Annotated in this window: 7 protein-coding genes; 2 read left to right on the forward strand and 5 right to left on the reverse strand. The window is 67.3% G+C overall.

The features are described 5' to 3' along the window. Positions 1-114: 114 nt before the first annotated feature. A complete protein-coding gene (locus tag JOF42_RS16635; protein WP_210098823.1) occupies positions 115-858 on the forward strand; it encodes a GntR family transcriptional regulator in 744 nt (247 codons plus the stop codon). Positions 859-1,216: 358 nt separating this feature from the next. Here JOF42_RS16635 and JOF42_RS16640 read toward each other — a convergent pair whose 3' ends face one another. Further along, the gene (locus JOF42_RS16640; RefSeq protein ID WP_210098824.1) at positions 1,217-2,377 is read right to left on the reverse strand and encodes a sensor histidine kinase; all 1,161 of its coding nucleotides are present in this window, start codon (positions 2,375-2,377) and stop codon (positions 1,217-1,219) included. A 226-nt stretch (positions 2,378-2,603) separates the two neighbouring features. Here JOF42_RS16640 and JOF42_RS16645 point away from each other — a divergent pair, with 226 nt between their 5' ends. After that, a complete protein-coding gene (locus JOF42_RS16645; RefSeq protein WP_245340835.1) occupies positions 2,604-3,257 on the forward strand; it encodes a response regulator in 654 nt (217 codons plus the stop codon). 251 nt (positions 3,258-3,508) lie between these two features. On the opposite strand, the gene JOF42_RS18000 is transcribed toward JOF42_RS16645, so the two are convergent. The 4 genes from JOF42_RS18000 to JOF42_RS16665 form a co-directional block, all read right to left on the reverse strand. Continuing rightward, entirely contained in the window at positions 3,509-5,197 is a 1,689-nt protein-coding gene (locus tag JOF42_RS18000; protein WP_307803629.1) for an HNH endonuclease signature motif containing protein, read from the reverse strand. Positions 5,198-5,897: 700 nt separating this feature from the next. Next, entirely contained in the window at positions 5,898-6,293 is a 396-nt protein-coding gene (locus tag JOF42_RS16655) for a GNAT family N-acetyltransferase (RefSeq protein ID WP_245341359.1), read from the reverse strand. Positions 6,294-6,397: 104 nt separating this feature from the next. Continuing rightward, on the reverse strand, positions 6,398-7,264 hold the full coding sequence (locus JOF42_RS16660) for an EamA family transporter (protein WP_210098826.1): 867 nt from the start codon (positions 7,262-7,264) through the stop codon (positions 6,398-6,400). A 260-nt stretch (positions 7,265-7,524) separates the two neighbouring features. Further along, positions 7,525-13,077 carry a CLIPPER-2 domain-containing protein gene (locus JOF42_RS16665; RefSeq protein WP_210098827.1) on the reverse strand — a complete coding sequence of 1,851 codons (5,553 nt, stop codon included), beginning with the start codon at positions 13,075-13,077 and terminating at the stop codon, positions 7,525-7,527. Between the last annotated feature and the right edge of the window lie 71 nt (positions 13,078-13,148).

Genomic DNA, 13,148 nt, shown 5'->3' on the forward strand with positions numbered 1-13,148 from the left:
GGAGATATATACCTAACTCGGCAGAGTTCAGCGTTCGTTCATCCGAGGTTTTCCGGGATGAACACGGTCAGAACATGCGAACATCCAGGGTGGTTGCCCAAGTAGTATGCCTATGTGGCCGAAGCTGTATACACCCAGATCGCTGACGACCTGCGTGCCCGGATCGCGGAGGGCACTCTGCGCCCCGGCGATGACGTTCCCACGGAGTCGGAACTCGCCGACCGGTGGCACACCTCGCGTGGCCCGATCCGCAATGCGCTGGCCGCGCTGCGGAGTGAAGGCCTCATCGAGACGGGTCGCGGTCGTCCGGCTCGCGTCGTCGCCCGCAAGGCGAGTCAGGCCGTCGACATGTCGGTCCCGTTCACTCGCTGGGCCCGCGAACTCGGGGTCACGCCGGGTGCGCAGACCCAGGAACTGAGCCTGCGTCGCGCCGGCGATCGCGCCGAGATGCTCGGCGTCGCTCCCGACGACACGATCGTGAGCGTCGTGCGTCTGCGGCTGCTCGACGGCAGGCCGACGATGCTCGAGCGACTCTTCTACACGGAGGCCGTCGGACGACGACTGTTCGACGTGGACCCCGACGAGATCTCGATCACCGAGTACCTGGGCTCGGTCGGGCATCCGATCGTGGGACTGCAGCATCAGATCGACGCGGTCGCGGCGGACGAGCAGGATGCTGCGCTACTGCGCGTGCCGCAGGGGACGCCGATCCTTCGGTTGAGCAGGATCTCCAGAGACGCGGACGGGCACATCTTCGAAGCGTCGGAAGACCGGTACCTCAGCGAGGTCGTGCGCTTCACGGTCGCCGCATCCGGGATATCGACGGACGGCCACTACATGCGTGCGGTGGGCGGGTAGAGCCGTAGGACCGGCACTGCCGGACGGCTGCACGCCGTCGCGCCGAATCCGACGTCCGTCTCCGGGACGCTGGGCTGCGGGCAGCTGGCTTCGACTCCTTGGGGAGGAGAGAAGCCGATCGCGAGCGCGATGGGGATCAGATTCCAAGGACCGCGCTCGCGATCACAGCGCTGGGGATGCGCTATTTCTGGGGTATACCCAATGTAAGCGCCCGGCTACACCATCGAACACGGTCTATAGTCGAGATCTCACATAGACCTTTGTCTAGGATTCCGCTCGTGAAGCCCGGAATTCCGCGGATCTCGGATTGGATACCGGTATTCCGCGACCGCGATGGGAGATCGTACGGGGTGCCGTGTCAGGGGGTCGCGACGGACCGCGCGATCGGTAGACGAGCGGTCACGACCCATCGACCATCGTCCTCGCCGGCGGTGAACTCGCCGCTCGCTCCGAGCACGCGCTCAGCCATGCGGCCGATGCCGGTGCGACTGGAGGAGAGCTCGCGACGCGGAGTCACGGAGAGGGGGCTGCTGACGACCAGCCCCGCCATCTCGTCGTCGATGTCGAGTCGGATCTCGATCTCACCCGGACCGGCGTACTTGAGGGCGTTCGTCGCAGACTCGCGCATGATTCGCGCGAAGATGATCTCGGCCGCGCGCGGGATGCGCTCGTCCGTGGGGTCACCCTTGACGAGCACCGGATGCCCGGCGGCCTCGAATTCCTGCTTGGCCTCGTCGACAGACGCTGCGAGGTCGCCTGCCGGCATGCCCTCGGAGCGGGGGCCGTCGTCGGCGAGATCGATCACGAAGCGGAGATCGGTCATCGCCTTGCGGGCGGCGATGCGGATCGCTTCCTGCGATTCGGTACTGGTGCGGTCGTCGTCGAGCATCTGCACGTGCAGCGACACCACCGTGAGGTGGTGAGCGATGCTGTCGTGCAGCTCGCCGGCGATCCAACGTCGTTCGGCGAGTACTGCTTGGCGTTCCTGCTCGGCCTTCTCAGCCAACTGCACTTCGAGCGTGCGTCCTCGGGCGAATGCCATGCGTAGCGCGAAGCCGACGGCTCCGGACACAACGGCGACGACGAGGTAGATGCCGATGTTGACCGCGACGCGCGTATCTGTGTACGCCGTCAGTGCGGTCGCGAGGAGGAAACCACCCGAATACGAGAGGACCAGTGAGGTCCAACCCAGTCGAACGATGAGGCCCGCCGCGAATGCGGCGACCGTCAACACCTGGGACTCGATGCCGGGGATGAAAGAGAGTGCGACGACGACGGCGAGCGCGTACGTCGCGATGAGAGGCGACCAGAGATAGAGGGCGAGAACCGCGGATGACGCGAGCCCAATCACCGCAGCCAACGGCTCCAACCCCGGAGGGAGGAACAGGCCGACGATGTCGAAGATCACGATCGTTCCGATGACCGCCACGATGGCGATCCGTTCGATCGTGCTCAGCTTCTCGCCCTTGCCGAGCCGCGCGACATCAGACCTGTCACTGCTCGAAAGACTTAAAGCCATGCTTCAGTATCTCCTATCCGCCAGATATATTAACGGTAGAAGCCGAAGAAGTATCCAACCTGGTTCCAGAAAGACATAGAGATTCACCTCATTTCTTGCACTTTTGACTAGCGATGTATTCATCTTCTCGGTGATCTGCACGTCGCACATCTGTCTCTCGTCTAGACCTCGATAGCCAAAAGTCCAATACATCGCGGCTGAGGTCACCCCCGGTTAGGCTTCCTGCATGTCCCAAATCCGCGTTGTGATCGTCGATGACGATCCCCTGGTGCGCTCCGCGCTCTCTCACTTCGTCTCGCGAGACCCCGAGATCACGGTGATCGCCGAAGCCGAGTCGGGGCTGGAGGGCATCGAGGTCGTCGAACGCGAGCGCCCTGACGTGGTCATGATGGACGTGCAGATGCCCGAGATGAACGGCATCGAGGCGACGGCCGTGATCAGCGAGCGCTGGCCCGAGATCAAGATCCTCGCGGTCACGACTCTCGACGGCAGTGACACCGTGCTTCCGATGCTCAGCGCCGGCGCGTCGGGCTACCTGCTGAAGGACTCGAGCGCAGCGAGCATCCTCGAGGGCGTCCGCGAGGTGTACAGCGGTGCGAGCTCGCTTTCGCCGCGGATCGCTTCGCTGCTGATCAAGCACGTGCGTGACACCGAACCTGTGGCGAGCGACGGCACTCTCGAGGTGCTCACCGATCGCGAGCAGGAAGTCTTGCAGCGTCTCGCACAGGGCATGTCGAACGCGGAGATCGCGCGGACGCTCATCGTCTCGGAGGGGACGGTGAAGGCCCATCTGGGACGCATCATGTCGAAGTGGCATGTGCGCGACCGTGTGCAGATCCTCGTCACCGCAGCGCACGCCGGACTGGTCGAGTTCCGCTGAGTCGGGTATCTCGCTGAGTCGGGTATCTCGCTGAGCCGGGTATCTCGCTGAGCCGGGTATCTCGCTGAGCCGGGTATCTCGCTGAGCCGGGTATCTCGCTGAGCCGGGTATCTCGCTGAGCCGGGTATCTCGCTGAGCCGGGTCTGCGGCTGAGCCTGTGCTGGGCGTGCGTAATCCTCTGACTATCGGTGCAGGTCAGCCGGTGTAGTTCGGCCTGTGCAAGTCAGTCGCCGCAGGTCAGCCGGTGCAGTTCAGCCGGTGCGGGCAAGCGCCATCGAGCGGACGGGCGTCTTCGGGAGGCTGAGTCGCGGGGTGCGCCACCGCTGTTCGGGGTCCCACCATCTCGGACCCCGCACCTGCGGGACACCATCATTCATCCGGATCTCCCACCCGGAGGAACCGAGACTTCGGTGATGCCACCAGCACAACGGCACGCCGTTATCCGTATGGGTGGGCCCGCCCCGCGCGTGTTCGGTGACGTGGTGGATCTCACACCACGACGCCGGCACATGACACCCGGGGATCAGACACTCCTTGTCACGAGCGACGATCGCGCGGCGTTGGTGCACGGTGAACACCCGGTCGGTGGTCGTGATCCCGATGATCCGCCCCTCATCGAACAGCACCCGTTGGATCACCCCGCTGCATGCGACCTGCGCGGCGACCGACACGGGGACATGCGCGCCGGATCCGGGGATCGTCCCCCACCCGCCATTGCCGCGATTGCGGCTCGCTCCGTATGCGTTGCCTCCGAAAGCGGCACTGGCGGCACCCCCGGAATAGACGGCAAGATCTCGTGCATCGACGTTCACGACCAGAACCGGTGACGACCCACCGAGAGTGGGCGTGTCTTTGTGGCGGGCGGCGATCGCGAGAGCCATGGCGAGAGCGTCGTGACGTTTCTGCGCCGCGGTGCGGTCATCGAGCACGCAGCGCGGGTCAGAGTTGAACGGATCAGAACCCTCGCCGTCGTCACCTGCACCTGCACCTGCACCTGCACCCGCACCCGCACCCGCACCCGCACCCGCACCCGCACCAAAGTCGGCACCAGCACCAGCACCAGCACCAGCACCAGCACCAGCGCCAAAGTCCGCGCCCGCATTCGCGCCATCGTCCGTGCCCGCGTCAGAGTGCGCATCCGCATCGAAGTCCGTATCGGCATCAACACCGCCGCTCGGGGCGAAGCGCACGCCCGGCATCGGTGGGCCATCGCCTTTCGGGTTGAGGATCGCGTCCAGGATGAGTTGCAGCTGTGCGGCCGCGTCCGGGGTCAGGTACCCCCGGATCGCATGCATGCCGTCTTTCAACCGGCCGATCGTGATCCCCCGCCGACGACGCGCGTCTTCATCTTTGGGTTCTTCCCCGTCAGGGTCGAACATCGACGCGAGATCCTCCGCGAGAGCCTTCAAGTCCTGCACCGTCGGCGCCGGACCCGATTCCCCGTCCTCAACATCCGCGTCCGCGTCCGCGTCCGCGTCCGGACCATCATCCACGTCGGCCGCGAGGCCGTGACCCCGGGCACACCCCGCCAACGCGACGTCCGCCGCCAACCGTTGATCGATCGTGAGTCGATCCCACACTCTCTCGATCGGACCCGTCGCCGCCACAAACCCGGCCACCCCGACCACCCCGTCCAGCAACGCGAGCCGCAACTCCGCCCACCGGGCCGGCATCCGCTCCCCCGCCAAACTCACCGGACGCCGCACCAGATCGACGACCCTGTCGACCCGCGACGCACCCCGCACATCCACCCGCAGCATCCGCTGCAACAACTCATTCAGACCCCGACACCCCGCCACATGCGGAAAATCCCCCGCATCCCCCGTCGCGACGGTCTCCACGATCACCGCCTCGACCCGCCGGAACGCCGCCCCCGCACCCTGCAACACCGTGATCCGCTGCGCATCGGTCAGCCCCGCGAGCGCGTCGTCGGACAGCACAGTGTCGAGGTCGGCGATGACCCGATCCAGAAGCTCGACAGTGCTGTTCATACCCGCAAGTCAACACGGAACCACCGACATTCAAGACCCGAAACCACCCCGATTTACCCCAGATCAGAGCACGTATCCCAGCCTTCCGGAATGCCGCAGAGAGACAGGCGTAACGGTGGGATGGAAACGGCGAAGCGAAGACACGAGAACAGGAGATGAGAAAACGAGAAGACACGAGAACGGGAGAGGAGAGAACGAGAAGACACGAAAACGGGAGAGGAGAGAACGAGAAGACACGAGAACAGGAGATGGGAGGAGTGAAGAAGAAGACACGACTCGAGTCGAGAGGAGAAGAGCAGAGCAGAGCAGATACGAACGCGATGGGTCTCCGGACCCTGGGAGCAAAGGTGAGACAGGTGCATGGGCTCAGGGGCCAACCGGCGGATGGCATCGGCGAGCGGGACAGGAGGTGGAACAGCGGGCGAGAACGGGCAGACGGGACCGGAGGCGGAACAGGCCGATGCGACCTGTAGGCCAGCGCAGGTGAGACCCTGGGGGCTGGCCGCAGGTGGGACAGGAGGTAGGCCAGCGCGGGTGAGACTCGGGGCGGGGGCCGGTGGCCGCGGGCGGGACCGAAGGTGGCCAGCACAGGTGAGAAGTGGGGCGGGCGGGAGCTCCGCGCAGAAAAGAAGCACGAGCGAGCGGACGATCAGTTCCGCGGCGATGCCGCCTTCATGAACACATCGACCTCGTCCTCGGTGTCGAGGGCGAACCCGTGCCTCTCATACAGGCGCCTCGCGGGGCTCCCCTGCAGCACGTTGAGCCGAAACTGGTGCTCCTGGCCGCCGTCCGCGAGCAGCTTCGCGAGAACCGCAGACCCGAGCCCTCGCCCCTGCACGGCGGGGTCGAGATAGAAGTGCTCGATCCACACTCCGTCGTTCTCATGCCGGACCGCGACGAGACCGACGTCCTCTCCGTCGACGACGATCACACGCGTGTTCTCGGGAACGAACGCATCGAGGAACCGCTGCCGCACGCGCACCGGATCGTATCGATCCAGCCGCTCGAGATCGGGGCGCATGACGATCGCGCGCAGTTCCGCCATCCACGCGGCATCCGACGCACTGCTCGCTCGAAGACTCCATGCGACTGGCACGGCATCAATCCAATCACCCCATCTCACGCACGAAGAATGCTCACGCCACGTGCTCACAACGCGAGCAGCACGATGCCGACCGCGACCACAGCGGAGGCGGCGATCCGCCATCCCGGCCTGCTCTCCTTCAGCGCGAAGACGCCGAACAGTGAGACCAGCACGACGCTGACCTCGCGCAGCGGCGCGACGAGGGCGACGGGCGCGATCTGGATGGCTGTGAGCACGAGGATGTACGACAGCGGCGACAGGATGCTGAATGCCGCGATCCGGCGCCACTGCGTGCGTCCGAGAGTGCGTACGGCGGCCCACCGACCTCGCACGCCGATCGAGTAGAACGGGATCTCGAGCAGCATCGTGCCGACCATGAACGCGACGGGCGACAGGTTCCAGGTGCGCACGGCGTTCGCGTCCCAGATCGTGTAGATCGCGATTGCCACGCCGGTGAGCAGGCCGAACAGAAGCCCCGGATCGATGCCCCGTCGCGAGCCTGCTGAGCGACCTCGGTCGACGACGCCGATCGCGACGACTCCGAGGATGATCGCGCCGACGCCGACGAGCGCGAGAGCCGACGGACTCTCCCCCAGCAGCACGACGGCGATGATGACCGACAGGAAGGGTCCGGTTCCCCTCGCCGTCGCATAGACCGTCGAGAGGTTGCCCTCCCGGTATCCGCGCTGAAGCACCGCCATGTAGACCACATGCAGCACAGCAGAGACGCCGACCCCCAGCAGGAACCCCTGCACGTCGTCGGTGCCGAGTCCCCCGGTGAACGGGATGACTCCGATCCACACGGCCGTGCCGCCGACCGCACCCCACCACAGGAACGGCATCCCTGCCCTGCTCACGCCATGGGCGATGACGTTCCACGCGGCGTGGGTGATCGCGGCGGCGAAGACGAGAGCGAAGGCGAGAGCGGACATGCGAGACCCTTCCGTCCGTCGCGAGGCGCGACGAACAGGGTCCTCCGGGCTTTTGTCCTGTCAGATGACGGCACCCCTGCGGAGAGGCGCCGTGGCGCCGCTCGGACCAGACGGGACGAACCCCGGAACCCTAGGCGCTATCGAGAGCGACAGTACCCGGAGACGGTGACCAGCAGGTGAACAGACACCGGGAGCAGGATGCCCGGAGAACCGTGAAGCGCCCGGCACGGGGATCCGTACCGGGCGCTTCACATCAGTTCTCAGTCCGTCAGGCTGTGCTCGGTCTCCCGGCGACGCACGCGTGACACGAAGAGCACGAGCGCACCGACCGCCAGCAGCGCGAGCGCCCAGCCGAGCCCGGTGATGACGCCACCGGTCACTGCCAGCACGTCGAGATCGACCGTCGCGGTCGCCGCGGCCGTGACGACGACGGTGCCCGCGGCACCGCTCACCGTCGCCACGTTCACGACCTTGCCGCTCGCGACATCGGCCGTGGTCAGCGTGTAGCCGATCGGTCCGCAGGCGGCGGTGTCACCGGGCGCGAGGTCGGCGATCTCGCAGGCGAGCGTCGCGCCGAGTTTCGGATCGTCGATGGCGATGGCCGTCAACGTCCGCGCACCGGTGTTCGTCACAGTGAAGCGGAACTGCACGGTGTCGCCGGCATCCACCTTGCCGTTCCCGTTCACATCGGCGTACTCGCCTCCGGTCTTCGCGAGCGCGATCGCCGGCTGCACCTCGAGAGGCGTCGTGACCGTGTCTTCGGCGGACGGTGGCACGTCTCCTGTTCCTGTGCCGGTCGCCGTCGCGGTGTTGACGATCTGCCCGGCGTCGATCTCGGCCTGAGTGATCACCGCGGCAGGGCCGGTGCACAGCGCCGAGTCGCCGGGGGCGAGGTCGGTCGTGTCGCACACCACATCGCCGTCCAGGCGCGGATCGGACACCGCGACGTCGGTGAGACGTGTGGTTCCCGAGTTCGTCACGGTGAACGTGTAGGCGATGGTGTCGCCGGCATCCGTCCGTCCGTTGCCGTTCGCGTCGACGACCGCAGCCGCAGACTTCAGCAGGGTGAGCGCATCGGTGCCGATCACGGTCACATCGGCATCGTCGGCGCTCTCGGCGCTTCCGGCGACCGACTGACCGGTCACCGTCGCCGTGTTGCGGACGATGCCTGCGTCGACGTCGTCCTGAGTGAGCAGGTACTCGACCGGTCCGCAATCGACGACGTCGGTCGGCACGAGTGCGAGACCGTCGAGAGCGGGGCAGTCGACGATGCCGCCGAGCAGCGGGTCATCGAGCACGATGTCGGTCAGCACGGTCGTGCCGGTGTTGCGGATCCGGAACGAGTAGGCGATCGTGTCGCCCGCGCCGATCATGCCGTCGTCGTTCGCGTCGACCGGCTCCCCCGGGGTCTTCGTCAGCGAGATGCCGGGGGTTCCGACGAACACGATCTCGGCGGAGGCATCGTCACGCACCGCGCCCAGCGGCCCCGTGCCTGTCGCGGTCGCCGTGTTCGGTCGGCTGCCGTTCTCGATATCGGCCTGCGTGAGCGTGTACGTGAAGGGTCCGCAGTCGTTCGCTGCGCCGACTGCGAGCTCGTCGACCGCGCACAGCGCATCGTCGCCGAGCAGCGGGTCGGTGATCTCGACGTCGTCCAGGGTCGTGTTGCCCGTGTTGCGCACCGTGAACGAGTACTGGACCGTGTCACCGGCGCCGATGAACCCGTCGCCGTTCGCATCCTGCACCTGACCGACGTTCTTCTGCAGATCGATGCCCGCGGTGCGCTCGATGTCGGCTGAGGCGGATGCCGTGTCTGTCACCGTTCCGACGGGGGCGTCGGCGGTGACGGATGCCGTGTTGCGCACGATCCCCTCGTCGATGTCGCCCTGCGTCAGCGTGTAATCGACCGGCGCGCACGTCACAGACGCCCCCGGGGCCAGCGAGGCCCCCGCGAGAGCCGCGCACACGACCGGTCCGCCCAGCATCGGGTCGCTGATCTGCGCATCCGTGAGCGTGGTCGTCCCGGTGTTCGTGACGGTGAACGTGTAGGCGATGGTGTCACCGGCTGTGACATCCGAGCTGCTGTCGGCGTCGTCGACCAGGCTCGGCACCTTGGTCAGCACGACGCTGTTCACGGCAGGGACGATCACGTCCGCCTCCGCGCCGTCGGTCGCCGTGCCCAGCGCGGACTCGGCGGTGACGGATGCCTCGTTGTGCACCGTGCCCTCATCGATGTCCTGCTGCGTGAGCACGTAGTCCACAGGAGCGCAGGTCACCGACGCCCCCGGCGCGAGCGGTGCGCCGAAAGCCGCGCAGGCCACCGCTCCCCCGAGCAGGGGGTCGGTGATCGCGGCGCTCGTGAGCGTCACGTCGCCGGTGTTACGCACCGTGAACGTGTAGGCGACGGTGTCGCCGACGTCGGTGCGTCCGTTGCCGTTCGCATCGACCGGAGCCCCGGCCGTCTTGACGAGCTCGACGCGAGGGGTCCCCGACACGGGGACCTCGACCGTCGAGCTGTTGTCGGACGGATCGGGATCCGGCGTCGTCGATGTCACGGTCGCGGTGTTCGACAGCGCGGCGCTCGCGATCGCGGGGTCGACCGTTCCGCTGACCGTCGCGGTGAACGTCGCGCCGACGGCGAGCGCGCCGACCGCGCAGTCGAGCTGCGCGGCGGTGATCGAGCATCCGGCTGTCGGAGTCGTCGGGTTCAACAGGCCGGCCGGCAGGGAGTCCGCGATCGCGACGGCGGATGCCGGGCTCGGTCCGCCGTTCGTCACGACGATCGTGTAGGTGATCGACCCGTTCACGGGAGCCGGATTCACCGAGCTCGTCTTGACGATCGACAGGTCGGCCGACGGCGTCACGATGACCGTCGAGGTGCCGGTGTTGTCGGAAGGATCGGGGTCGGGCGTCGGCGAGGTCGCCGTCGCCGTGTTGGTGAGCGTGCCGACCACGGTCGCGGTGGCCGTCACGGCCAGGGTGGCGGACTCGCCGGGCAGCAGAGTGCCGACCGTCCACTGATGATCGGCGGGCGACCATGTGCCCGCCGACGGCGCCGCCGAGGTGACCTCGAGCCCGGCCGGCGCGACCTCGGTCACGACGACGCCCGCAGCGGCGGACGGGCCGTCGTTGCGCACCGTGATCACGAAGCTCGCCTCACCGCGAAGCGGGATGCTCGGAGTCGACGTCGTCTTCACCACGCTGACATCCGCACTCGGCGTGAGCGCCACGTCGACACTGGACGTGTTGTTCGCCGTGCTCGGGTCCGGCGTCGCAGAGGTGGTCGTCGCGGTGTTGCGGATCGTGCCGGAGGCAGTCGCCGCCCACGTGCCTGTGACGTTCACCGTGACGGAGTCCCCCGGTGCGAGATCGCCCACCGAGCACGTCACCGCGCCTGCGCCGATGGAGCAGCCCGCGTCGTCGACCGACGTGGCGGTGAACCCTGCCGGCAGGGTGTCGGCGAGGGTCGCGCCGCGCGCCACCGACGGACCGTCGTTCGTCACGACGAGCGTGTAGGTGAACGCGCTGCCGGGGGTCCCCGTGGCGGGAGCGGACTTCTGGATGCTCAGGTCGGCGCTCTGCACGATCTCGACATCGACCGAGTCGGAGTTGTTCGCGGTGTTGACGTCATCCGCAGGCGACGCGATCGACGCCGTGTTGGTCGAGACGCCCACGGGCGCGTCGGAATCGACGACCGTCGAGACGACCACATCGACGGGGCCGCCGACCACGAGATCGGCCCAGGTGCACCGGATCGATCCGGCGGTGAACGAGCAGTCCGAACCGGCGGGTCCTGTGACCCCGGTCACGGTGAACCCGGCCGGGAGGGTGTCGTCGAGCACCGCGTTGACGGCATCCGAGTCGCCGAGGTTGCTGACGGCGAGGGTGAAGTCGACCGTGTCACCGGCGGCGACCTGAGCAGCGGATGCAGTTTTGGTGACCGCCAGGTCGGCGATGATGTCGGGCTGGAAGCTGGTGGAGTCGACGTTGTTGGTGGGGTCGGAGTCGGGCGTGCTGCTCGTGACGCTCGCCGAGTTCTGCACGACGGCGGCGGCATCCGCATCGATCTCGACGACGATGGTGGTGGTCACCACGGCGCCGGGAGCGAGGGTGCCGATGGCGCAGTCGACGATTCCGGATGCCACGGTGCATGTGCCCTGATCCGACAGCACGCTCACGAAGGCGGTCTCGGGGTCGAGCGGGTCGGTGAGCCGCACATCGCGGGCCTCGGACGGGCCGTCGTTGCGCGTGATCAGCGTGTAGGTGACGTTCTGACCCGCGACGGGAACCGCCGGGAAGAACGACTTGGTCACCGACACATCGCTGATCGCTGTCAGGGAGCCCGACGCGGTCGCGGTGTTGTTCGCGAGGTTGACGTCGAAGCGCGTGCCCGACACCGAGGCGGTGTTCGTGAGCGCCGCCCCCGGCTCGAACGAGGGTGAGACCGTACCGGTCACGGTGATCGTCGCGCCGGCCCCGACCGCGAGGTCAGGAAGGGCGCACGAGATCGTCGCGCCGACGGTGCAGGATCCACCACTCGGCGTCGCCTGCACGGCTGTCAGCCCGGCGGGCACGGCATCCGTCACGGTGACCCCTGTTGCGGTCTGGGGTCCGTTGTTCGTGACCCCGATCGTGAAGGTCACCGGCTGGCCCGCGACCAGCGGACTCGTGTCGAGCGTCTTGGTGATCGCCAGGTCGGCCGCCTGATTCACCGGTGTGAGTGCCTCCTGCGTGGTCGACGTGCGGTCGATGTTGGTGACCGGTTCGCGGAAGGCGACCCGCGCCTCGTTGACGATCGTGGTGCCGGCAGCCTCCGTCCTGACCTTGGCGTCGAACGTGTACGACGTGACCGCATCCACGCCGACGGAGCCGCCCGCCGTGGCGGTTCCCCCATCGCCGAGGCGTACCCTCAGCGTGCGGTTCCCGCTCGTGTACTCGCCTCTGTCATCGCCTGTCGCGTCGGTGAGCGTTCCAGCGCCGGGTCCGCTCACGATGCGGATCGAGCCCGGCACGAAGTCGATTCCGGCGGGCAACACGTCGGTGGAGACCGACTGGAGGGCCGGGTTTCCGCCGTCGTTGCGGGTGGTGACGGTGTAGCGAAGCGTGTCGCCGATCTCGGCCGACGTGCCGCCACGGGTGAGGTTGGCGACCGATTTGGTCGAGATGAGGCAGGGCCCGGTGCCGAACGCGATGTCGTCGAGCAGGTTGCCGACGGACGCGTTGCCGGTCGCGCTGCTGACCGCCTGGAATCCGAAGCGCGTCGTGGTCTGACCTGCCGGAACCGTGTACGAGCCCGTGTGGGTCCCCCAGGCCGCGGTGCCGTCGGTGAGCGAGCCGCTGACGTTCGTGAGGGTGCTCCCCGGCACGCCGATCACGACGCGCATCGTGTCATTGCCCTCACGTCCGCGGTGCTTGAGCGACCAGTACAGGGTCTGCCCCGGTGTCGTCGCGACATCCTGGTAGAGCGTGCTCGCCTGCGTGGCGTTGAGCTCGGCGAACTGCGAGCCCTGCCCTGCCGGGTAGTTGCGGGGGTTGCCGGGGGAACGCCACAGCTCGATCTGGTTGTCGGTCGCGGTCGTGAACCAGCCGGGCACGAGGGCTTCGTCGGCGATGATCACCCCTGAGGCGAACACCGGCTGCTCGAAGCTGCCGTTGTCGAGCGAGAGCGAACCTGCGCACTGGGTCGGGTTCTGCGCCGCGGATGCCGGCGTCGGCGCCACGGTCTCCGTGACGACCGTGAGCCCCACCGCGATCAGAAGTGCGGCCGTCGCACCGGCGATGGTGCGACGAATGGACGAGTGAGCGTGTGCGGCCACAGCTGTACCCTGCGTTTCTCCCCCGAGGTCTCCCCGCATCGTTCGGAACGACACACCTCGCGACTCGACCA

This window comes from Microbacterium phyllosphaerae, from assembly GCF_017876435.1.
Taxonomy (GTDB): Bacteria; Actinomycetota; Actinomycetes; order Actinomycetales; family Microbacteriaceae; genus Microbacterium; species Microbacterium phyllosphaerae.

Excerpts from the sequence above, each read along its gene's own strand:
- JOF42_RS16640 (WP_210098824.1), bottom strand. The coding sequence starts at position 2,377 with ATGGCTTTAAGTCTTTCGAGCAGTGACAGGTCTGATGTCGCGCGGCTC.
- JOF42_RS16645 (WP_245340835.1), top strand. The coding sequence starts at position 2,604 with ATGTCCCAAATCCGCGTTGTGATCGTCGATGACGATCCCCTGGTGCGC.
- JOF42_RS16655 (WP_245341359.1), bottom strand. The coding sequence starts at position 6,293 with ATGGCGGAACTGCGCGCGATCGTCATGCGCCCCGATCTCGAGCGGCTG.
- JOF42_RS16660 (WP_210098826.1), bottom strand. The coding sequence starts at position 7,264 with ATGTCCGCTCTCGCCTTCGCTCTCGTCTTCGCCGCCGCGATCACCCAC.